The organism is Photorhabdus heterorhabditis (assembly GCF_001280945.1).
Taxonomy (GTDB): domain Bacteria; phylum Pseudomonadota; class Gammaproteobacteria; order Enterobacterales; family Enterobacteriaceae; genus Photorhabdus; species Photorhabdus heterorhabditis.
The window spans coordinates 74,746-100,951 of record NZ_LJCS01000006.1 but is presented as its reverse complement, the minus strand read 5'-3'; the positions used below and the strand labels follow the sequence as shown (position 1 = coordinate 100,951).

Sequence of the window (26,206 nt, the reverse complement as noted above, 5' to 3'; positions counted from 1 at the left end):
AAGGGATACGCAATGAGTAAACGCAACAACTCTGCATCAAGAGCCACGAGTTATCTTTTAATTTACCTGACGGCAATCCAGCCACTACACCCGGCGATTGCTGCGGGAATAACACCGGATAATCCCCAAACACAGGTACAAAGCCAGAACAATATCCCGGTGGTCAATATTGCCACGCCAAACAGCGCCGGGATATCTCACAACACCTATCAGGAGTTCAATGTTGCCACACAAGGCGCCATACTCAATAACGCCACTCAAGCGGCTAAATCACAACTGGCAGGACAGCTTAACGCTAACCCTAACCTGAACGGAAAACCGGCTGAACTGATCATCAATGAAGTGACCGGCAACGGACAATCTCAGCTTCAAGGTCAATTGGAAATTGTGGGTAATAAAGCCAATGTGATGATTGCCAACCCCAACGGTATAACGTGTGATGACTGTGGTTTTATTAATACTTCGGGCGCCGCCCTGACCACAGGTAAACCACAATTTGATAAACAGGGAGCGCTAGAAGCCTTGGAAGTGAAACAAGGCCAGATTACCATTGGCGAAGAAGGGCTGGATGGCAAGACGACGGATTATGTCGATATCCTCAGCCGGGCAACGGAATTAAATGGAAAAATTCAGGCGAATACCCTGTCGCTGACGCAGGGCACCAACCGCATCAGCTTAAAAGACAGCACAGTGAAACCTATCGCTGGCGAAGGGGCTAAACCGCAATTAGCCGTTGATACCAAAGCATTAGGTGGCATGTACGCGAATAAAATCCGGCTGGTTGCCACCGAGGACGGTGTCGGGGTTAATCTGAAAGAGTTAACCAGTAATCAACGTGATATTACCTTAAACGTTAACGGCAAAATCGAACTGGGAAATATTAAAGCTAAAACGGGCCTTAATGTTATTGGAAAAGAAGTCTATATCGCTGCTAATATTAAGGTACAAACAGAACAGGATATTATCCTTGCAAACACCACACTGCACAATAATGAACTATGGACTGAAGAAGAATGGCAGCAAGGACTCAATTATTTTATTCAAAGACTAAATTGGTCACAAGGATTTAATGGAGCATATGGCTTTAAAGGTTTCCAACAAGAACGACCGCTTTCAGAGGTTAATCCTCACGGCTTAAATCAGAACTGTTATTACAGTACAGTTGCGGCTCTCGTAAATAAAACGACAACCGATCTTGTTGGCGAAACAGAAATTATGCAACAGGACACAGCTAACTTAATAGAAATCGAAGATTTATTCAGAGCTGCTGGGGTCAACTCAAAACGAACAAATTTTACTCATCAAGATGCTCAACTTCGCTGGAATGAAACATTTCACTTTATGAGAAATAATTTGCATCCTGGTCAATTTGCCGGCCTTGCTTACATACGACCACTATCTCAATCACAAAATAATTTATTTTCCCCTAGTGGAGGCCATATGGTAGTTGTCGGACGCAATGAAGCCCAACATTTACCTGAACTAATAGTTTTTGATTACCAAAGCGGACAAACAACTGCACTATACGAAAACTATCCTCCTGAAAGTCAATTCCACGAACGCTACCATGTATTTAATAGACTTCCTACCCAAAGCCGGAAAATATCAGGGGACTCCTGGAGGATGCTTTATCCGAAGCTTATTTCCAATACGGTCCAGGCACAGAATAATATTGGGGTTCTCGGTTTTGAGCGTAATGGCGAAATGATCTTCCAAACATTTTCTCTTACAAACTCTAATCTGAATGTCTTTCAAGAAGGAAATAGTATAGGAATACAGGTAAAACCCGCCCAATTAGGAGGACTTACGGAACCCACAGACTCAAATCGTAGACAATCTTATCGAGCATGGCTTTTTGAATAAAAGAACCATAATATTTACGATATACCGTACCTTTTAACCTAAACCTATACAAATGTAAAGGGCGTTATAATTGATTGACTCGCTGTATTACATTTGATAAAAACATTATCAAATGTGATTAACTTAGAATCAATCAAGAAATAAAACCGACAAAAGACAAGATTCAGCAGTATCACCTACCAGTTGAAAACTACAATTTTATACAAGTGAATAGAGCACACCTGAAAGAGTGGCGTTCACTGACAAGGAAAAGTCCAATAACCTCATGCACCTGATTGGAATGCAGGGCACACAGCCAACGCAGATGTATGCAGTTACGTAACTCTGACTGAAGTTACGAGGATATTTTTAAAAGTCCTCATAAGAGGATCTCTGGATTGAGACTGTAAAGCTGTACAGATCGATAATATAACAGCCTATTGCGTCAATGAGAGTGCATTCTGGCAAGCAAGCAGAAACCAGAGGAAATACGCAGTATTTCAAGCGACTGTTGTTACCTAATTAAGTAAGCAAAAACCTAATTTTTTCGCAGAATCACAACCTCCGTTGTGATTTAGATTCAGACTAAAATTATAAGGTTGGTTTAAGATGATGAAGTTGTGCCGCATTATTTTTGCAATTATTGTATTTTATTCTCTTTTCATTGGTATGATGCAAATATTATCGATCAATTTTTTTATTTTCCATGATTATTTTGGATGGTGGTAAATTCCAGCCAAAGTGGCCGCTATTATAGCATCCATTTACCTTTTTTCCCTACTTCTTAAGTTCTTACCTCTTATTATTGCTATTTTATATGTAGCTTGGCTCTGGTTATAAATATACGGCATTGGTCATTATGGTTTTCGATCCTTATACTTATACTTATACTTATACTTATTTGGCCGGTTATTGTTGTCTTTGGTTACTGCATACTCACCAAGAGCCTGAAATATAATACATCAGACTGATTTTCCCCAAAAAATCAATTTGATGTGATATTCAATATTAATGAAAATCAGGTAGTAAAAACAACGCTACCAATTATTTAAATAGATATAGAGAAATTGAGGTTCAGTGAAAACCCTACTTTAACAAATAAACGGTTTTATTTTTATAATTCGAATCATTTCAACATGATACTGATTAAATACGTATACCCAATAGATTTCAAGATGCATCGCGACGGCAAGGGAACGAATCCCCAGGAGCATAGATAACTCTATGACTGGGGTGAGTGAGTGCAGCCAACAAAGAGGCAACTTGAAAGGTAACAGGTATATACCATTTATCACGTTAATAACCATTTTAATAAGTCCAAGAAAAAAAGCGTAAAACAAGATACCTAAATGTAAAATAAACCTCTTTTTAAAGAGGTTAAAAATTTTTTATTTAAAACTACGTCTAAATAATCAAATCACTCTCGAGAACTGACGCTGGCGGACTTGCTGGCGCAAATAAATATCAAAACACATACAAATATTACGAATAAGTAACCGGCCCCGTGGCATCACTTGAATCCGTTGTTTATTCACGTCAACCAGTCCATCTTCAACCAATGGCACCAATAATCGCAAATCTTCGGCAAAATAACGGGTAAAACTCAGCCCATATTGTTGCTCAATATCGGCAAAATTCAGGCGGAAGTTACAAATCAGCGCCTTAATAACATCACGGCGAATACAATCATCCTGGGATAAAGTTAAACCACGCCATAAAGCATGGCCCTGTTTTTCCAATTCCGCATAATAGGTTTTTAACTCTTTCTGGTTTTGGGAATAGCTATCACCCAACATACTAATCGCAGAAACTCCCATTCCTAACAGATCACATGCTTCCTGAGTGGTATAACCCTGAAAATTACGATGTAATTTCCCTTCCCGCTGAGCTACTGCCAGTTCGTCATCCGGGCGAGCAAAATGGTCCATACCGATAAACTGGTAGCCATTTCCCGTCAGGGTTGCAATTGTTTCCTGCAAAATATCCAGCTTTTGCTCGGCACTCGGTAAATCGCGCTCTTTGATTTTACGCTGAGCAGCAAATAAATTCGGCAAATGAGCATAATTGAAAATACTCATCCTATCCGGAGCTAACGCTAATACTCGCTCCAGAGTGAAAGCAAAGCTTTCTGATGTCTGTTTCGGCAACCCATAGATCAGATCAATACTGGTGGAATTAAAACCCGTTTCACGAGCGCGCGCGACCAAAGCAAAGATAAAGTCTTCATCCTGTTCACGATTAACCAGACGCTGTACTTCTTTATTAAAGTCCTGCACTCCCATACTCAGACGGTTAAAACCTTCACTACGCAGGTGGTCAATCATATCCAGTTCAATTTCACGCGGGTCAATTTCAATAGAAATTTCAGCATCCGGCAGAAAATCAAAATGGTCACGCAGCAATCCCATCAATTTACTGATTTGGTCTTTATCAAGATAGGTTGGCGTACCTCCACCCCAATGCATCTGGCTAACTTTACGGCCAGAAAACAGCGTTGAGCGCTCACAAATTTCCAGTTCAAGCAGTTGCACATATTGATCCGCTTTATGCTTCTGGCGGGTTACCAATTTATTACAACCACAGAAATAACAGAGCTTATGGCAAAACGGAATATGAATGTACAGAGAGAGCGGTCGTTCAGGGTAACGGACAGCAGCCTGCATAAATGCTGCATTATCATACTGTTGATTGAATTCCAGCGCCGTAGGATATGACGTATAACGGGGGCCTGAATAATTGTATTTCTGGATCAAAGGCAGATCCCAAACGATGGCTTGCTCAAACATACTTATTCCTTCCGATGTTTTTGCCGGTCTAAACGCAACGCGTCCATGTGTTTGATGTGTTGCGCTGCGGTGACTCTGAGCAGCCGGGTTTTATGCTGCGACAATCGCCATAGTTTACCCAATAACCACAGCAAATAACATATTAATAGTGTGGTTATCAGGATTAACCCGCCTTTGATCATGGAAGACGAAACTAGTTGCCTTTCAGCAGTTGCATAATGTCATCCCGCTTCTCTTCTTCACCCTCTTCCTCATCCAGTTTAATCCCCAATTCTTCCATCAGGGCATCAATCCGATCCAGAGTAGTGTCAACATAAGCATTCTCTTCTTCAGACAACTTTTCGCCATTTTCCAGACGTTCCAACAATGCATCCAGATGATCATCGTTTTCCAACATTGCCAGCTCTTCCTGCGGCAATAAACGGGGTTTGGTCTCAGCCTTCGGTTTAGCGGCGACGGGTTTCATCGGTTGCTCGCCAATAATCAGTGGAACAGGCACCTTGCTGCCAAAACGTGGATCAGATTGCTTCTTGCCTGATTGATGCTTATCGCTGTTTTTCTCCTGATGGCGGCTACCAGCCGGATTCCCGCGATGTTTTTTCTGGCGCTTACGTGCACGCCCTTCCGCATTTAGTTCTTCGCGGTTTTTTCTTTTCTGTTTACCAGCAGATGCTCTGGCCGGTGCTTTTTTCTTTAACGGGTTCATAGCCTGTTACTCAGTTTGGTTTATCAGGGTCTTGCTGCATCGGAATCTAACAGAAACCGCACGTATAGAAAAGCGCCGTAGATAACTCTTATCTTTTAGCCAAAATCTTCTATCATTCATACATGGTTTAACCATCAGCGAATATCCTATTAGCCTTAGCTTTTAATAAATGATAAATCGATATGCCTATTTCTGATACTTCTTCCTATAAACCCGTTTACTTATGGGCAGTGGGTTATGCTCTGTTATGGATTATCGTGAGCTATTCATTCGACCCAACTGTCCCTTATGATGCTGTTGAAGCATTGAACTGGGGTAAAAACGGAGAATGGGGTTCACCTAAAAATCCGTGGTTAGTCGGTGCAATGATGCTACCTGCTATTCATATAAGTGGTATTTCATTAAGTTTTTACTGGTATTTCATTCACTTCATTGCTATCGCTATTGGTATGCTCGGTGTATGGCATCTGGCATTCCGACTAACAGGGAAAAAAGAGCTGGCATGGCTCGCCATGCTGACATTGAACCTATCCGGTATTATCAATTTTGACATTATCCCTTATAACGACAATTACCTGCTAATTATGTTATGGCCGTGGACTATGCTGTTCTTTCTGCGGGCAGTGTACGACAATCCGCGCTGGTGGCTGGCATTTGCTCTCAGTTCCGGGCTGGCCGCAATGGGAAAATATTCCACACTGGCACTGGTTGGCTCGGTTTTCCTCCTGACACTATTTGTACCTAAAGTACGTCAGTGCTATCGCCATCCTGCTCTTTATATCGCACTGATTATCTGGTTTATGCTGGTACTACCTAACGTCTGGTGGCTGTGGAACAATGATTTTGCCGCTTTCAAATGGGTAGATTCCCAGATAGATAGCGGTTTTAATTTACACACCACCCGATCGTTATTATCCGTATTTTATCCACTGATTATTGTTGGCATTATTATCTATATGCTTGGTGGCCGTATTAGCTGGCCGAAAGAGCAATCTAACCGACTGGTAAACGTCGCTATTCTGTTGCCGTTACTGATTATTTACTGCTGGTTCTCATTCAATGAGGGCGGAAGAATGACTGAATGGTTACAACCCTTTATGTCTGTTTCATCAGCGTTGTTGGTTGGTTCTATCACCCGTTTTCCACAAAAATCATTACGCCGCACTCTGCAAGGACTCACTGTCGTTGCAATATTGATTTGGGGAGGATATGTACTGATTATGGCGGCCAATGTCCGTGGCGCTGGTCATAAGTTTGAAGGTATCAAAGATTTTTCTTGGCAACTGGAACAGCGCTGGCATCAACTCTATCCAACACCGCTCCATTATGTCGGAGGCGAATACTTGCATCAGTGGCTGACTTTCTACGCGCCAAGTCAGCCGGAAACGATCCAACCCTGGACGCTAGAAGGGCAAGCACCCAATATCTATAATCGGCATGTTAAAGAAAGCGATATTGTACGTGACGGCGCTATTCTGGTAGGCACAAAGGGTAAAACCTGTGAACAAGAAGATTTTCATCGTGTTTTGCAAGACTGGCCAAGACTCAGAATAAATAGCACTGATGAATTTCTTTTTCAGCCTGAACCTGAAACTCAGCCAATACCGGTCTGTGTAGGCTTTGTGTCACCGGAAAACCTTGTGTCACCGGAAAAATATCAGTAACTTCCCCTGAAATTTGAAAGCCTGATTTAACAGGCTTTCAATTCTTCATACACCCTTAACATGATGACAATATACAATATGTCTACAGAGTTATATGTAATGTTACTCTTTGTCGAAAAACCTTACTCAACACCGCTGTCTGTAAGAATACCGAATCGTTGTTGAAGTATTGGCCCAATCTCTTTAAGCGGGCCTTCACTTAACATACTATCGTGGGAACAATTAATATCATGCAAAATGATGTTTCCTTCAACATACTCCCCCCATAAGTGCGGATCGTAATTAACATTATCGGCTTCACTATGGCCTTGTAGTGCCCTAAAGAATATGAGGTCACCTTGGAACCGGCTAGGTGAAAACTCGCTGAGCAAATGCGGTGCATCTCGGAACTCGGCAAGAATACGTTCGAAAATATTCTGATCAAGGTTTGCTAATGGATGCTCGAGCTCAGACAGCCGTTTTTTCAAGCCAACCACGCTAAGCTGCTGCTCGTTTTCAGGTGCCGAACCGGTAAATGCCTCAAACATTGCACGCAGGCTTTCCCGATCAGTGCGTACCATGTCTCTGTAAGTCTTCCACAATGGATAACCATCCATAAAGATCAAGACATTGACCACTTTATTATCCTTTTGCAACAAGGTGGCTATTTCATGCGCGAGATGGCAACCGAAAGACCAGCCCAGCAATGAATAAGGCCCCTCTGGCTGGATCTTATAAATCTCTGCCAGATAATTTTTCGCCATGTCATAAATTGATGGTGGTACAAGGCCGGTACTCAACCTGCGTGCCTGAATGCCATAAAGAGGCTGCTGCTCGCCAAGATACGGGATCAGCCCCGCATAAGACCAACTCAATCCTCCCCCAGGGTGTAAACAGAACAGAGGCGTTTTTTCGCCAGCTGGCTGCAATGGCAGCATGACGTCCAGAATATTGCCACGCGAGTTGCTTTCAAGACGCCGTGCCAGCAGTGCAACGGTGGGCGATTCAAACAGGTCACGAATAGTTAGCTTCTCATCCAATTCTTTTTCGATACGCACAATCAGCCGTGCCGCCAGCAGTGAATGCCCTCCCAGTGCGAAGAAGTTGTCATCAATGCTGAGGTGTCCAATACTCAATAGCTCACAGAACTGCGCATAAAGCCATTTCTCGCTTTCAGTCTGTGGTTGGCGGCCTTGCCGCGAACCGAAGTTTGGGTGTGGCAACGCGGCAACATCCAACTTGCCGTTGGCGTTTAATGGCAGTTCTGCCAACAACATGACCACGGCAGGCACCATAAAATCAGGTAAATGTTCACGCGTATGCTGTTGCAGCAACACCGGTAAATCTTCGTAGCTTACAAAAGGCACCACATAGGCAACCAATTGTTTATTGCCCGAATGATCCTCACGCGGAATGACCACCGCTTGCTGCACGCCGGTGTGCTGCTTCAACACGACTTCGATTTCCCCCGGTTCAATACGGAAACCACGAATTTTCACCTGCTGATCACGACGGCCAACAAAGTTGAGCACGCCATCACGCCGCCATTTCACCACATCCCCAGTGCGGTACATGCGGCTGCCCGCAGGCCCGAAGGGATCGGCGATAAAATGTGCCGCACTTTGCCCGGGACGCTTCAGATAGCCACGCGCCAAGCCGCGGCCAGCAATGTATAGTTCCCCTAGCGCACCAACCGGCACCGGCTGTAAAAATTCATCTAATACATAAAGACTAGTGTTATCCAACGCAGCACCAATAGGAACGTCCAGATAAGGGGCATCTGTTTTCGCAATGGGATAATCCGTAGCGTAGGTGGTGGTTTCCGTTGGGCCATAGATATTCATCAATTCAAGATTGGGCCAATGTTCCCGCACTGTCTGCACCGCACTGGCGGATATCTTTTCACCACCGGTGAATACTTTCTGCAAAGAACCCAGACATTGCGGATGTTCTTCCGCAATCAGCCTGAATAACCCGGATGTCAGAAATGCAGCGGTTACCTGTTGTTCAACGATGGTCGATGTCAACAGATCCAGATCGAGATCGTCACCCGGTACGATGACGACCTGATGACCATTAATCAGAGTGGCCCACAGCTCATAGGTTGAGGCATCAAATGCGTAGGGGGAATGCAACAGAACGCGCTGGTGATGCTCGCTGCGCCAGCGCCGATCGAGAGTCAGAGTAATGACATTATCTTGTGTGGTGGCGATCCCTTTGGGCTGCCCCGTAGAGCCTGAGGTAAACATCACGTAGGCCAGATTCTGGGCGCTTACCGGCTCGCTGGCCCACGCAACATTGTTCTGGGTGCTGGCATTGCCTACAGTTTCCACCTGTAAACTGGCCGGCAAAACCACGTGGCTATGTGCATCATCCACCAACGCAACCTGCGCCCCGACTTCATCCACTATATGCTGCCAGCGTTCCAATGGATCGCTAGTACGCAACGGCACATAGAACCCTCCAGCCTTAATTACCGCCAATATGGCGATCGCAAGCGACGGCGAGCGTTCCATCAGCAATGCAACACCATGTTCCGCTTTCACCCCAAGCTGTTGCAAGCGTTGTGCCAAATCATTGGCGCGCGCGTTCAGTTGTGCATAGGTAAGTTGCTTATCGCCACAACTCAGAGCAATGTGCTCTGGTGCCGCCGCCACCTGTTTTTCAAATAGGCTGGCCAGCGACACCATCGGCACTTTCTGTTCCGTGGCATTCCACTCAGTTACCATTTTGCATTGCTGCTCGGCTGTTAACAGTGGAATATTCGCCACGGGTGTGTCTGGTTCTTCTGCAATGAACGACAGCAATCGAACAAGATATTGCGCAAGCGCCGCCACCGTATCGCGATCAAACAGATCGACGGCATACTCAATCTGGGCATTGAGTGCACACACCTCACCATCATCACTATAGACTTCATCAAAATTGAACGTCAGATCAAATTTGGCAGGGACAAAACCAACCGGCTGCGGCTTTGCCTGCAAATTGGCAAATTGTCGGATGTTGTCGCCGTTATTTTGCAATACCAACATTACCTGGAACAGCGGATGTCGTGAGGCAGAACGCTCAGGGTTAAGCGCTTCTACCACTCTGTCAAAAGGCACATCCTGATTTGCATAGGCAGAAAGCATGAACTCACGCACACTGGCAAGCAACTGATTAAATTCAGGGTTACCCGCGCAATTTACTCTCAGCACCAGCGTATTGACAAAGAAACCAATCAAATTGGCCATGGCCTCGTCGGCCCGCCCAGCAACGCCTGTACCCAATGTAATATCATCACCAGCCCCCATCCGACTAAGCATGACGGCGACCCCGGTTTGTAGCAACATAAATGGCGTTACGCCCTCATCACGCGCCAGTTTTTTCAGGCGGCCATAAAGCGCTTGGTCAATCGCATAGCTGACCCGGGCGCCTTGTTGGCTCGGTACAGATGGACGCAGGCGATCGGTAGGTAGACAAGTTTCCTGAGGCGATCCTGCCAGCGCACTACGCCAGAATTCAATTTGCTGTGCGCCGCGTGTGGAGGCATCCTGCACATCCCCCAATAGTTGACGCTGCCATAGCGCGTAGTCAGCGTATTGCACGGCTAGTGGCGCCCACTTCGCTTCCTGACCCTCGTAACGCGCCTGATAGGCCAAAGACAGATCGTGCAGCATTGGCCCTAACGAACCGCCGTCACAGGCAATGTGGTGAACGACCAGCAGCAACACATGTTCGTTCTGGTCCGGTAAGTGGAACAGCCACCCACGCAGCGGCAAATCATTTACCAGATCGAACTGCCAAGCGGCGGCCTTGTCGATGCTTTCCGACAGCTCCTCCGGCGTCACATTGTCGATGATCAAAGACGGTGCCACACTATCAGGCGCTAGAATATGCTGATAAGGCTGATCAAGATGCAGAGGATATAGTGTGCGCAGAATCTCATGGCGCTGTACCAGATCGCCCAGTGCCTGACGCAATGCTTCATCATTGAGCGGCCCATTCAGTTTCAGAGCAAGCGGCATATTATACGCGGCATGATCGTTGCCAATGTTATCCAACAACCACATTCGCTGCTGGGCAAAGGAAAGGGGTAAATATTCCTCACGAGCCTGGTACGTGAGCGTTTCACGGCGTTGAGTGCCCTTTATCGCCAACTGCTCGGCAAACTGCGCCACGGTTGGGTAATCAAACAATGTGCGGATCGGCAACTCAATGGCTAATGCGCTAGATACGCGGCTAATCAGGCGCATCACTAACAGCGAGTGGCCGCCCAACGCAAAGAAGTTGTCGTCCATGCCTACCGTTTCCAGCCCCAGTACCTCAGCAAACAACCCTACCAGAATTTCTTCCTGTGCCGTGCGCGGCTGGCGCCGTCTGCCGCCATGGTTGAAATCTGGCGCCGGTAATGCGCGTCTATCCAGTTTCCCATTGACCGTCAAAGGGAAACGCTCAATTTGAAGGATGGCCGCAGGTACCATATAGTCAGGGAGTTTTACCGCCACGCGGTGGTGCAGTGCCACCGTGTCAATAGCGACGTCACTGTCACTGGTGATATACCCCACCAATTGTGGATTGCCAGGCTGATCTTTACGCATCAGCACCACGGCTTGGGTGACCTGCGGGTCATCCGCCAGAGCCGCTTCAATTTCCCCCAACTCAATGCGGAAACCACGTAGTTTCACCTGCTGATCGGCTCGGCCTATATAAATCAGCCCGCCTTCGGGCGATCTAAAGGCCAAATCGCCCGAACGGTACATACGGGAACCCGGTTCACCATACGGGTCGGCGACAAAGCGCTCAGCACTTAACCCCGCGCGGTTCAAGTAGCCGCGCGCCAGCCCGGCGCCAGCAATGTACATTTCCCCTTCAACACCTGTAGGAACGTGGCGTAAAGCGTTATCCAACACATAGATATGCAGATCGGCGATCCCAACGCCAATCGGGCTACCGGATTGGCTGCGCATCATTGTCGGGGTCAGCGCCTGATAGCTGACGTGCACGGTTGTTTCGGTAATGCCATACATGTTGATTAATTCAGGCGCTGCCGAATCGTGGCGTTGGTACCAACGTTCAAGCTGGCTAAGATCCAGCGCTTCCCCACCGAATACCACTTTGCGCAGCGCCAGTGGATATTTCTTCTCGCGATCGTTTTGATCCGCTTCTATCAATTGATAGAAGGCAGAGGGCGTCTGGTTTAATACCGTGACTTTCTCTTCGCTCAGTAGTTTGAGGAATGCTTGAGGATCGCGGCTCACCATAAACGGTACAATGACCAGCCGGCCACCATATAACAATGGCCCCCAAATTTCCCACACTGAAAAATCAAAAGCATACGAATGGAACAAGGTCCAAACGTCATTACGGCCAAAATCGAACCACGATTGCGTTGCTGTAAAGAGCCGTAACACGTTTTCATGCGGGATCAGCACCCCTTTCGGGTTCCCCGTAGAGCCAGAGGTGTAAATGATGTAGGCCAAGCTTGCCGTACTAACCGGACGTAAAAGTTCATCGGGTTGAAGATCCCGTTTGCTGAACGGCGCCAGACGCTGCTGATATTCAGGCATATCAACTACCAAATCAGGCGTGGAGCCGTTTAACATGCCGGCATTTTCTGCGTTGGTGATAATCAGCGTCGGTTTAGCATCAGACACGATAAAACCAAGCCGTTCGGCAGGGTTATGGAGATCCAGCGGTAGATATGCAGCGCCGGCTTTTAATACGGCTAACAGCGCAATCAGTGTCTCCATCGAACGTGGCAACGCCAATGCCACGACATCCTCAGTGCCAATGCCGCGGTTCACCAGATAACGAGCCAACTGATTGGCCCGCTGATTAAGTTCGCCATAGCTCAGGCGATCGTTGCCTAGGCTCAGCGCAATCGCATCCGGCGTCTCGCTCGCGCGTTTTTCAAACATTCCATGGAGCGTATCGGCTGGCAATGATGCCAGCACAGGGTAAGGTTGAACCATGGCCTGAACTTCTTGCGCCAGCAGCAACGGTACGCTACCAATAATTGTCTGCGGATCGTCAATGATGGCATGCAGTATCAGCATGAAGCGCTCGGCCAGGTTTGCCACCGTTTGATCGTCAAACAGGTCTGGCAATGAGCTGAAACGCAGGGCTAGCATTTCACCCGGAACCGCCACCAACCCAAGCGGGTAATGTGAAGCATCCCCACCATGGTGTACCGTTAGCGAGATGTTCAGCGCGGTATCAGATTGCTCACTACTGCCTTCCATGAGCGGGTAGTTCTCGAACACCATCAAGGTATCAAACAGCTCGCCGTAACCGGCATCCGCCTGGATGGTCGTCAGGTCAAGATATTGGTAATCAAGCAGCCGGGTTTGCTCTGACTGTAGGCGTTGTAAAAGCGTAGTAAACGTCTCCGCCAGGCTGAACGTCAGGCGTAATGGCACGGTATTGATTAGCAACCCAACAATGCTTTCCACGCCGTACAACTCACCTGATCGGCCAGAAACCGTAACGCCGAACACCACATCACTGCACCCCGTCATCCCCCCCAGCAGCACACCCCATGCGGCCTGGATCAGTGTATTTACCGTCACGCCAAGCTGTTTGGCGCGTAAGTTCAGTCGCTGCGTGTATGCCGCATCCAGATGCTTATACAACAGATTCGGTTGCAGATTTTCCGTGGTGCGCCCTTTTGCCAGGCAAGTTGGCGCCGCCAGGCCACTGAGCGTTTCGCGCCATACGGCGCGCATTTCATCAACATCACGCTCCGCAATCCATTGCAGATAGTTGCGATAAGGAGTAATCGGCGGCAAGGTGCTGCCTTGCACATCACCCAGATACAGAGTGCATAACTCTTGCAGTAGGATAGGGATTGACCAGCCATCCAGCAACAGGTGATGGTTGGTAAAGACCAGATAATGCTGCTGTGCCGCCAGTTTGACTAGGGTGAATCGCAGCAACGGCGGATCGTGCGGATCAAAGCGCTCATCATAATCGGTCTGTAACAGCGCGGCGAATGCTGGCTGTTGCTGCCCTGGTGATAGATGGCTCACATCCACCTCACGCCACGGCAACGGTAGCCCCGCCAAGATCAGTTGTACCGGCGTTTCTACGTCTTCGTACTCAAACCCCGCGCACAGGTGCGGGTGACGTTGCAGTAAGGTTGTGACAGCCTGTTTCAGCTTTTGGCTATCTAAAACGCCAGTAAGCTGGAAAACCTGTTGTACCTGATACGCATCACTGCCTTGAGTATCGTACAACATATGGAACAACAGACCTTTTTGTAATGGCGATAACGGGAGTATCTCTTTAATTTCCATATTTATTTCTTCTTCTTCCACTTGGCTTGAAGTTTTTCCAAGCTATTCTGTTTAAGCGATAGCATCGTGATGTCCGATGGTGTGAATCCCCCCACGTCAGGCACCGTAGAAAGCTGCGACATTGCTTTTAGCCAACGGAACCAGTGGTTACCCAACACACTAATGCTCTCTTCCGTGTGCAGCGCTCTGGCCCATGACCAGTTGGAAACCAGAACCGGCCCTTCCGATCGCTCTTCTACCAACGCATTGAGTGAAAGCGCATGAGGGAGCGCAAAATTGTCATCAGCCGTTGTATCCAGCAGATTCGCCTCTGCGGCCACCTGCCAGTCACGATCGCCACCCGCAGCCATGCGGCCCAGATAGTTGAAGCCAATCTGAGCCTGCTGCTGCTGTGACAAGATTGGCCGTGTTTGCGAATTCAGATAGCGTAGCAACCCATATCCAAGGCCGTTCGCAGGCACTTGGCGTAGCTGCTCTTTGATGCGTTTTAGCGCATGACCTAATGAATAAGGGTCTGCCATCTGCGTAACGCCCGGTTCGAGCCGCACAGGATACATGCTGGTGAACCAGCCGACGGTGCGTGACAGCTCCGTACCGGGAAGTTCTTCACGCCCGTGCCCCTCAAGATCCAGTAGGACATCCGTCTGTGAAGTTTGCCGCCAGTCATTAACGGCCAGAGCAAAGGCACAGAGCAGTACGTCGTTGATACCGGCATGAAAGAGCGCCGGTATCGTCCCCAACAACGGTTGGGTAAATGCCGCCGGTAACTCAAGCCGCAATGAATCGCTGCCCGCAACGGTGTCTTGCACCCCGTCTAGCTGGCGGGAAGTCAGCAACGTATCCGGCTTCTCCAGCACCGTTAGCCAGTGATTCAGTTCGTTACGCCGCACATTGGCCTCTTGCTGCAATTGATACGCCCACGCACGGAAAGAGGTACCAACCGGCAACGTATCCTGCGCTTTCCCCGCGCTCAGGGCTGCCCAAATGTTTTGCAAATCCGGCGCTAAAATACGCCAAGAGACACCGTCCACCACCAAGTGGTGAAGCACTAACATTAGCCGGCCCAGCTGTCCGGCGGATGCACGGAACCAAACCGCCTGTAGCATTTTGCCCACCGCCGGATCGAGGCGCTGTTTTGCGCGTTGACTTTCTGCCTTGATGCAGCGTTGTAGTTCCACCCGCGTGAACGCCTGGCAATCCACAATGCTCAATGCGCCATCCACGATGTCTGCCGTCATTGGCGGAATGGTCAGCAGGACATCACCGCTTGTGGCGCGATTCGCCACCAGACGCAGGGCATCGTGCTGCTCTAATAACAGGATCAGCATCTGCCTGAGTTGTTTCTCATCCAGATGTTTCGGCGTTTGCAGCAACGTTGCCTGGCTGAATCCGTTGATGTTGCCGGGGTTTTCCATCAACCAATGGATAATTGGCGTAGCGGGTAATTCACCTACCGCGCCAACCCACGTTTCAGCAACCGTGGAAATGTTCGCCTGCATTTTTCTGGCTAGGGAAGCAACGGTTTTATGCTCAAAGACCTGGCGTGGTGTGAATATCCAACCAGCCTGGCGCGCACGCGCAACCAGCTGTATCGCAGTAATACTATCGCCCCCCATTTCGAAGAAGCTACTGTCAATATCAATCTGTTCCAGACCCAATAAATCGGCAAAGAGCGCGCAAAGCAGTTGCTCTTGCGTATTGCGCGGGCCACGGTGATGAGGCTGATGGAAATCAGGCTGCGGCAATGCGCGTCGATCGACTTTACCATTCGGCGTAACCGGAATTGCCGGCAGCATGACGATAGCCACGGGTACCATATATTCCGGCAGGTGGCTACGCAGATATTCGCGTAGTTCTGCGGTATTAACATCCCCTTCATTCGCCACAGCGTAAGCAACTAGTTGGCAAAGCCCCGGCTTATCTTCACGCACGATCACCGTGGCTTGGCTCAGTTGAGGACACTTCAGCAGCAGGGATTCAATTTCACCCAGTTCAATACGGAAGCCCCTGATCTTGACCTGATGATCCACACGCCCAGTAAACATTAGCTCACCGTTGGTTTGCCAATAGGCGACATCTCCGGTGCGATACATTCGGCTACCTGCCGCGCCAAACGGGTTCGCCACAAAGCGTTCCGCCGTTAAATCCGGGCGCCGTACGTAGCCACGGGCCAAGCTTTCACCTGCGATATATAGCTCGCCTTTTACCCCTGGCGCGACCGGTTGCAAACGCTCATCCAAGACATAGACCTGCATGTTAACGATCGGCGTACCGATAGGCGGCGCTTTTCCGGCCATCAACGGTTGGCTCATAGTGGCGCAGACCGTGGATTCACTTGGCCCGTAGGCATTGATTATCCGGCGCCCCTGGCCCCAATAGTCGATCAGCTCCGGCTGGCAGGCTTCGCCCGCCACCACCAACGTTTCCAACGCAGGCAATGGCTTACGCGGCATAACCGCCAATCCCACCGGCGGCAACGTGGCGTGCGTCACGCCCTGGGCCAACATCAGTTCATACAGTGGCTCCCCCGGCGACAATGTATCACGGCCTGCAACGACCAGCGCCGCGCCACTTAACAGCCCCATACTGATATCCCAGAACGAGGCATCGAAGCTCGGTGAAGCAAACTGCAACACACGGCTTTGCGGCATGACATGTAATCGCTCGACCATGCTGGCAACCAAGTTACCGATACCCCGATGCGTCACCAGAACACCTTTCGGCAAACCGGTAGAACCAGAGGTATAGATAATGTAAGCCGCATTATTGATACTCAACTTCCTTGGCAAAGTGATGCTTTCTGCTTGCTGCCGGGCCAATTGCGTATGCAGCGCCGGTTGGTCAATCTGCAAGCGGGAATACTGCGCCCCCAGTTTTTGCACGAACGCAGAATCCGTGATGACCAGCTCGGGCTGAGAGTGTTCCAACATATAATTCAGGCGTTCCTGAGGATAATCAGGATCAAGCGGTAAATATGCAGCGCCGGTTTTCAGCGTAGCAATCAGCGCGACAATCAGATTAACTGAGTGCGGTAGTGCGATAGCAATGATGTTTTCTGTGCCAACACCCCTTTCCATCATCAGATTCGCCAACCGGTTAGCCCGTTGATCCAACTGGCTATAGGTCAGCCGTTCACTTTCCCCCAGCAAAGCAGGTGCATCCGGTGTTGCTTTGGCAAGGGTTTCGAATTGTTCGGCAAACGTCTTGGCCGGCAATTGCCGGGCGGTGTTATTCCATTCGTTGACAATCTGCTGGCGTTCACACGCGCCAAATATCTCTAATTCATTGATATTGCAGCATGTATTTCGACTGATGGCCGCCAAAATATTAGCAAAATAGCCTGCCAGGCGCTCAGCGGTTTTGCCGTCAAACAAGTCGGTAGCATATTCAACGATGCCGTTTAATGAGGTTGGCGTTTCTTCAAAGTTGAAGGTCAAATCAAACTTCGCCACCGGTAGCAGCGGTGTGCCAACGCGGGTATTCAGTCCATCAAAATGGACCTCGCCACGGGCGTTGTTTTGCAATACCAACATGACCTGGAACAGCGGATGGCGCGCCAGGGAACGTTCTGGGTTCAGCGTTTCCACCAAGTTTTCAAACGACAGATCCTGATGTTCATACGCCTGCAATGCGCTATCGCGCACGCGCGCCAGCAATTGATCAAAGGTTGGATTCCCAGAAACATCAGTGCGCAACACCAATGTATTGGTGAAAAAGCCGATTAGAGGTTCTAGCGCTTCATCGGTACGGCCAGCAATAGACACACCCAGTGGAATGTCATGACCAGCACCTAACCGGCTCAGCAACACCGCCAAGGCCGCCTGCAACACCATAAACAGGCTCGCATTTTGCTGCCTTGCTACCTCAAGTAAACGTGCATAGACCGCTGGATCAACGTCAAAATGCCATTGCCCGCCTTGATAGCTTGAGCTTTGTGGCCGTGGCCTATCGGTTGGCAACTGCAACTCTTCCGGCAGTCCATGCAGCACTTCGCACCAATACGCCAACTGGTGGCTTTGCAGGCTGCCCGTATCACGGGAATCGCCCAGCAGTTCGTGTTGCCACAGGGTGTAATCGGCATACTGTACCTGTAGTGGCGCCCAGTTCGGCGCTTGCCCCTGCAACCGAGCATGATACGCCCGCGCCAGATCGCGCAGTAGAGGAGCCAGTGATGCCCCATCACTGGCGATATGGTGCATCAGGAATAAAAGCACATGATGATTCGGTTCAACATGGAACAGCCAGGCCCGGCAGGGGTTTTCATTTGCTAAATCAAAGATATATTCTGATGCTGCCAGCACCTCTTCATCTAAATTCTTAGCAAAGGCGCGGTGCAGCGTCAGTTCGCACCGTGCGTCTTCCCCGCAGGCAATCTGTTGATAAACGTTACCATCCGACTGCTCCTGAAAGCGTGTACGCAGGCTTTCATGGCGCGCCACCACATCATTCAACGCTGCTGCCATAGCAGGAACGCTCAATTCCCCCTGCAACTCCAGCGTCAACGGCATGTTATAGAGAAATTTCCCCCCTTCAATGCGGTCAACCATCCATAGCCGGCGCTGGGCCGCAGACAACGGCAGGCGTTCTGGCCTTGGTTTCACCTGCAACGCTGGGCGCAGTGTGCTCCCTTGCCCCAGACGCTGCACAAACTGCGCTACCGTTGGTGCTTCAAACAGATCGCGGATGCTGGGGTTCACCTTTAACACTTTGCGAATACGGCTAACAAGACGTGATGCCAACAGGGAATGCCCCCCCAGATCGAAGAAATTATCGTCGATGCCAACCTGGGACAAACCGAGGACCTCGGCAAACAAGTGGCACAGTTTGCTTTCCTGCTCATTGCGTGCGGTTCGCCCGTGACCAATGTTGAATTCTGGAACGGGTAACACACTCATATCGACTTTCCCGTTGGCAGTCAGCGGGAATCTCTCTACTACGCTCACGACTGCCGGTACCATAAAGTCTGGCAACCGGGCGCTCAATGTTTGTCGCAACAATGTTGGTTCACACTGTCCGGTTTTTTCGGCAATGACATACGCGGCCAGCTGTTTATTTCCTTTTTGCGGTTCGAAAATGCACACGAGTGCCTGAGCAACACCTTCCTGCTCCAGCAATGCCGCCTCTATCTCCGCCAGCTCAATGCGGAAACCGCGTATTTTGACCTGTTGATCGCCACGGTTTAGGTACTCTAGAACCCCCTCCTGCCGCCAACGAACCCAGTCGCCAGAACGGTACATGCGATCGCCACTGCTGCCGAAAGGATTGGCGATAAAATGTGATGCCGTCAGGCCAGGCTGGTTAAGGTAGCCGCGTGCAAGCCCAGTACCGGCGATATACAACTCGCCAGAAACGCCGACAGGCACAGGTTGCAGGTAGGTATCAAGCACATACACTTGCATACTGTCCAACGGCGTACCAATAGGCACCGAAGCACTGTCCGGTACGCTATGCATAGCATAGGTTGTTGCAAAGGTGGTGGTTTCGGTTGGCCCGTAACCGTTCATCATTACCAGCCCAGGACAGCGCCGCATAACGGTTTCGATAGCGGATTTTGGCAATACATCACCACCGGCGAGTAACAGGCGCACATTGGCTAGGGAAGAGGCATGGTTTTCCACCATCAGCCGTAACAGGCCAACCGTTAGCCACAAGGCGGTTATTTTTTCATTGACGATGGTCTGCGCCAGCACATCGATATCCAGCTCACCTTTTGGCACCACCACTAATTGCCCACCACACAATAGTGGCACCCAAAACTCGTAAGTCGAGGCGTCAAACGCAACAGGGGAATGCAGCAGCACACGCTGATGATCTTCTGGCAACCAGCGGCGATCACAGGCTAGCGCTATAACGCTTTCCTGGTTTACCGCAATGCCTTTAGGTTTACCGGTCGACCCGGAGGTATACATAATGTAAGCAAGACTGGAAGGTCCGGCGTTGGTTGCCGGGTTGATTTTTGTCCAGCGTTTCCCAGCAGAATCGGCCACGTTGCGTATCACAAAGCGCACCGTTGGCAGGGGGTGATCGACATCGGTAATCAATACCGCTGCACCTGCGTCATCCAGCATCATTTGCTGCCGTTCCAGAGGATCGCTGGCGCGCAATGGCAGATAGGCCGCACCAGCCTTGATCACCGCCAACGTGGCAATGACCTGATCGATCGAATGCGCCATGAGCAACCCGACGCAAAACACTTCCTCCCCGGTGAGTTCGCGTAACCGGTGTGCAAGGCGATTGGCCGCGCTGTTCAACTGGGCATAGGTTAACGTTTTGCTGCCTTCGCTAACAGCGATAGCGTTTGGTGAACGGGCAACCTGCTGTTCAAACAGCACACCCAACGACAAGTTCGGCAATTCTACGAGCGTATTATTCCAAGTTTTGAGCAGTTGTTGACGTTCAAACGTATTTAATAGGCAAATTTCACTAATTTTTTCAGTGGGCCTGTTTGCCATAATGTTCAATACACTGAATAAGCGGTCTACAAATCCCGCAACGGTTTGCGCATCGTAAAGGTCCGTCGCAAATTCAATATGTCCTCTTAACAGACCTTGTTGTACATCCTCTTTGAAAACAAACAGGAGATCGAACTTTGCCGTTTTAGTTAATACCTCCTGTTGCTCAATACGTAACGGCAACAAGACATTACCCAACGAAAATTCCTCTTCCAGTACCATCATGACTTGAAATAATGGGTGCTTGGACGCGGAACGATGTGGGGTTAAAAGCTCGACAACTTGCTCAAAAGGCAAATCCTGATGCATATAAGCATCAAGTACTGTTTTACGAACCTGTGCTATCAGGGAGACAAAATCAGGATTACCAGAAAGGTTGGTACGTAATACCAATGTATTGGAAAAAAGGCCAATTAATGGCATTTGAGCTACATCTGTACGACCCAAAACGGGAGTGCCTACCGATATATCATCACCGGCCCCCATTTGATGAAGCAGCACAGCAAGAGCCGTTTTTAGAACCATGAACAGACTGGCTTCCTCTTGTAAAGCCAAGCGTTTTAGACCCTGATATATATCCAGAGGAACTGAGAATTTATAGCAATCACCTTTGCTACTTGGCTTCGTGGGCCTAGGTTGCACACTAGCTATTGTTACTTCTTCTGGTAATAACGCTAGCTGGTTACACCAGTAATGTATTTGTTTCGCATACAAACCTACCGATTTTTGCTCATCAGAGAGTAATATATGTTGCCATAATGTGTAATCTGCATATTGCACTGGCAAAGGCGGCAGTGAAGAATTTTCTCCTTTCAAGTGCGCCTGATAGTAATGGCCTAAATCATGTAGTAGGGGTGAGATAGAGCCACCATCTCCCGCCGTGTGATGGATTAATAGCAAGAATATATGCTGCTCGGGTTTTATCCGATACAACCAAGCTTTAATAGGCAATTCTTTATCAAGCCTGAAGATATAACCAGCCTGCTGAGTTAACTCTTTTGTAATTTGAGACTCATCCAACTCGTGAACATGCAATGAGAACGAGATTTCTTCGGTCGATACAATATATTGGCATGGTATATCATCCTGTAAGGTCAGATAAGTACGCAAACTTTCGTGTCGTTTCACGACATCAGACAGCGCTGCTGAAAGTGCGAAGGTATCCAATTCACCATAGATGCGTAATGCCATAGGCATATTATATGCACTGCTCTCATTAATCTGTTCCTGTAACCACAGACGTTGCTGGGCAAATGACATTGGCAAGATATTTGGTCGCGGCTGGGGAGTCAGTTTTTCTCGTAGAGAATATTTTTTGTCTGTGTCAGCTATAACCCTGGAAAGCGCTTTAACCGTTGGAGATTCAAAAATAGCTTTTAGCGGTAATTCAATATCTAACTGAGTGCGTAAATGAGTAAGTAACTGGATTGCCAGTAAAGAATTTCCACCAAGCTTGAAGAAGCTATCATTAATACCTATCGACTCAAATCCCAAAACCTCCTCAAAGATTTTGCATAAGATTTTTTCCTGGGATGATTCCGGTAAAACTCGCTCATCTGACTTGAATATTGGTGCTGGCAAGGCGTGGCGATCTATTTTACCATTCGGCATCAGTGGAAAACTATCCAATATCATAATAACTGCCGGCAGCATATAGTCAGGCAGATGTTTTTCCAGCCATTCATTTAATTCTTCCGACGAGCAAGAATTGGGTTTACGTAAAACAACATAGGCCACCAAATATTTGTTGCTGACACTTTCTTTTCCGTACGCAATGACTAACGCATTCTTTATTAGTGGTGATTTCAGGAAGGTATTTTCAATTTCTCCCAACTCAATTCGATAACCACGAATTTTTACTTGATTATCGACACGCCCCAAGAAATTGACATTCATGTCAGTTCCCCAGCAAGCCAGATCGCCGGTACGATACATACGCTGCCCTGCGGTTCCAAAGGGATTTGCGACAAATCGCTCGCTGGTCATAGTAGGGAGGTCTAAATAGCCGAGAGCCAATCCATCACCAGCTATATATAATTCTCCAGGATATCCTACAGGCACAGGCTGAAGAGCCGTATCAAGGATATAGATCTGCGTATTTAGTATTGGTAAACCAATAGAATTTGGCTGCACAGACTTTGCCGTCAATTCATGTAAAGTAGACCAAATGGTGGTTTCAGTAGGACCATAAACTTGAATGACTCTATGTGCTAGAGACACCATACGTTCAGCTAGATTTGTAGGCAACGAATCACCACCAACGATTGCGGTGAGGTTACTCAATGAGTTCGGCTGATACTCAACCAATCCTTGCCACAAAGCTGGCGTGCCTTGCAAATGAGTTATTTTATTTCGGACGATTTCCGATGCCAGTAGATTAGGATCTCGTGCAGTGTCACGAGACGCTAACGTTATTGAAGCTCCATTAACTAATGGTAAAAATATTTCCAAACCTGCGATATCAAAACCAATCGTTGTAACAGCGAGTATTCGGTTGCCCGGTTTTATTTGCAGTGACATTTGCATTGCGTAAAGGAAATTAATAAGCGAATGGTGTGTAATCACGACTCCCTTAGGATTCCCCGTCGATCCTGATGTAAACAAGATATACGCAGCTTGATTAGCCGTAGTGACTACTCTAATAGGGTTGTGAATTGATTGAGAGTCAACTAATAAGGAGATATTGATATCATCTAATTGTATCTGAAGAGCATCTAAACAAAAATTAAAATTAACATTAATTGACGTCAATACAAGTTTCGGCTTTGCCGTTTCAATAATATATTTCAAACGTTCTTCAGGATAATCAGGATCTAACGGTATATATGTTGCACCTATCTTCGATATAGCTAACAATGCTACAATTAAATCAACGGTCCGAGGTAATAGTAACGCTATGGTGTCATTAGGGAGAAAATGTTGACTTAATAAATAATGACCTAGCTTATTTGATTTTTCATTGAGTTGAGCGTAAGTTAAAGAAATGTCACCAAAATATAACGCTGATTTATTTGGAAATTTTCTTACCTGATCTTCAAAACAATCAATAAGTGTTAACGAAGGGATTGATGCCAGAGTTTTATTATTAATAATCTCTAAATTTCTATATTCATTATCATTTAGCAATAACAACGAACCAATGATAGCATCTTGATTTGTTAACAAATCATAAAAAATTTTCAACATCCGAGAGGCATGTTCAGACAACTGTTCTGGAGAATACAACTCACTATTTGCATCAAATCCAAGGGTCAGAGGAACTTCTTTATTATAATCAAAGAAAAAAATATTGAGATCAGAAACAGGTCCATTTGCAATATTGCAAGGTAGTATTTTACTTTGATGAAAATACCCACCATTATCAAAACTTTCAACGTTTATACTTATTCGATATAATGATTCACCACTATTAGTTATTTTTAAATCACGACACAGATCTTCATATCTATATTTTTGATGACGCAAGACCGTCATGACTTGTTTTGCTGTTCTGGCTAAAACCATCTTCAAGTTCAAATCTGGCGATAGTGTCAATCGCATTGGAAGTATATTTGCCATCAATCCTGGTATAATACGTTCTTTCCTTCCAAGCCTGCCTGTTACTGGTAAGCCGACGATGACTTCAGAAAGTCCCGTCATGCGATGCAAGTAAACGCAAGTTATAGCAATAAGCAAGTTAGGTAATGTGCAATTCATTTCTTTTGATTTTTTATGCAGTAGGTCAGTTAATTCATAACCCAAACTCACACGATGACGTATTATAGTTTTTAAAGGAGGAGCTATTCGATTCGCCAGGCTAGCAGGGGCAGGAATATCAGCAAATAGATTTAACCAGTAATCGCGGTCACAAATAAATCTGGAAGAATTACGATAATCAATATCACCATCAATAAGTTCCTTAAACTTACCGAATGGGGAAGGAGGAGGAGAACCCTCAATAAAATAAGCGTTATATAAACTTATGACACGTTGAATGATGAGTGATGCTCCCAGACCATCCATAACTATATGATGATAACAGTGGAAATACAAAAATTTATTTTCTGCTATTTTTATTAGTAATATTCCGAATGGAAGCTCTTCACAAATATCAAAAGGTTGCTCCGTTGTTACCAGTAAGAAATCTTTAGCTTTCTGGAGGGCAATTTCCTCTCGAAAATCGCTGTAATCAATAATTTTTGGTTCATAGTTATTTATAGGGAAAAAATTCTGTTTGATACAATTATCAAATTTATAAAAACGAGAGTGTAAAGCCTCAGCTTCTTCTACTGTTTTTCTAACCGCCTCAGAAAAATATTCAACATTTATATTACCATCAATTATAAAATATTCGCTTATATTATTTATTGACTTATTTTCTATAATTTCGTTGAACGACCAAATTCCGAACTGCGCAGATGTTAAATTATAATAGCCATCCTTATTCATATATAGTTCTTCCTTCGCTACAAATGTTATATATCTGTTATCTTTCAAGTTGCTTCTTTATTGGCTGCACTCACTCACCCTGGTCACATAGTTCTCTACGACATAGTTCTCTATGCTCCCGGGGATTCGCTCCCTTGCCGTCGCGAGGCATCTTGAAACCTATTGGGTATAGGGATAATGTTTTTGTTTGGTGGTTTCGCATAGCAAGTGCAACATAATTAAGCTACGAGTAAACAAGTTCGTATCCCTTTAAAGAGTCCATTTGAGGATTTACCACCACGAGTCTTTCGGGGACAATTATTTAATTCTAAACCGTTATCAAACGTCATTGTTTTAACCTTTTGTTTCATCGGGTATAAAGCCTTCATTGTGCCTTCAGCCACTTCTGATGCTTGTTCTGTTCAGTTTAATAATGATTATTAAGAGTACCTTACGTTCAACCAGCGTTAATAATACTCTCTTTTTATCTTTTCCTATTATTGTATTACCTTCCTAATCACCCATTCGTGATTTTTTATCAACGATTTCTGGGCGTTCATTAATACTGACTTTGTTTTTAATTTTTCCTCTTCTTTCATAACAACCATACTGTTTACGATACGGTTTACTGACAATTCTGAGATATTGCTATAAGTCACCTCTATCCATTTTATTTTTATAAAAAAATCTGCAAATGGTTTCATGATGCAAGGATATCCCTTCATACTTCCTTATATAGTCAACCATCTGTTCAGGACTTAAATCTTGCCAAATTAGCCGCTTTATCCATTTTTTTATTTCTTTGATCACTTTTGTAGCTTTCTTAGCAACATGACGGCGAGCAAGCCCCTGAAGATGGGCCTGTTTCGGACAATATTCTTTTACTTCCTGATTTCTTTTCAACTCTCTGCTAATGGTTGATGGGTTTCGATTGAGTAATTGACAATGAAACATTGTGAAAAACCCGCTTTTTAAACTGGATCGGGTATCTTTCTGCTTCGGTCAGTTGTTTATAGACCATAGTGCATTTTCCTATGACGGGAAAGATGCCTAATATAGTAACTGACCGCCCTTCTGAAAAATTGTACTTATT

The 26,206-nt window shown here is 47.0% G+C and carries 5 protein-coding genes and 2 pseudogenes; 2 read left to right on the top strand and 5 right to left on the bottom strand.

The window, feature by feature from the left end; all coding sequences use genetic code 11:
* Window positions 1-12 precede the first annotated feature (12 nt).
* Window positions 13-990 (top strand): annotated as a pseudogene (locus AM629_RS21865) (filamentous hemagglutinin N-terminal domain-containing protein); the annotation flags it as partial.
* Window positions 991-3,254: 2,264 nt separating this feature from the next.
* Here AM629_RS21865 and hemN read toward each other — a convergent pair.
* Window positions 3,255-4,628 (bottom strand): oxygen-independent coproporphyrinogen III oxidase, encoded by a 1,374-nt coding sequence (hemN, locus tag AM629_RS04115; RefSeq protein WP_054476390.1) that lies wholly within the window; start codon window positions 4,626-4,628, stop codon window positions 3,255-3,257.
* Between the two features lie 193 nt (window positions 4,629-4,821).
* On the bottom strand, window positions 4,822-5,334 hold the full coding sequence (gene yihI / locus AM629_RS04105) for a Der GTPase-activating protein YihI (protein WP_054476388.1): 513 nt from the start codon (window positions 5,332-5,334) through the stop codon (window positions 4,822-4,824).
* Between the two features lie 182 nt (window positions 5,335-5,516).
* Between yihI and AM629_RS04100 the strand changes: the two genes are divergently transcribed.
* Entirely contained in the window at window positions 5,517-6,998 is a 1,482-nt protein-coding gene (locus tag AM629_RS04100) for an ArnT family glycosyltransferase (protein ID WP_054476387.1), read from the top strand.
* Window positions 6,999-7,120: 122 nt separating this feature from the next.
* Here the strand turns inward: AM629_RS04100 and pttC are convergent, their stop codons facing one another.
* From pttC to AM629_RS21855, 3 genes and pseudogenes are all read right to left on the bottom strand, one after another.
* Window positions 7,121-14,275, bottom strand: coding sequence for a phototemtide A non-ribosomal peptide synthetase PttC (gene pttC / locus AM629_RS04095; RefSeq protein WP_152911967.1), 7,155 nt, complete (start codon window positions 14,273-14,275; stop codon window positions 7,121-7,123).
* Complete coding sequence (gene pttB / locus AM629_RS04090) at window positions 14,257-25,134, bottom strand: phototemtide A non-ribosomal peptide synthetase PttB (protein ID WP_054476385.1); 10,878 nt, start codon at window positions 25,132-25,134, stop codon at window positions 14,257-14,259. Before pttB ends, pttC begins: the two co-directional genes overlap by 19 nt.
* 218 nt (window positions 25,135-25,352) lie before the next feature.
* Window positions 25,353-26,134, bottom strand: a pseudogene (locus AM629_RS21855) (IS30 family transposase).
* Between the last annotated feature and the right edge of the window lie 72 nt (window positions 26,135-26,206).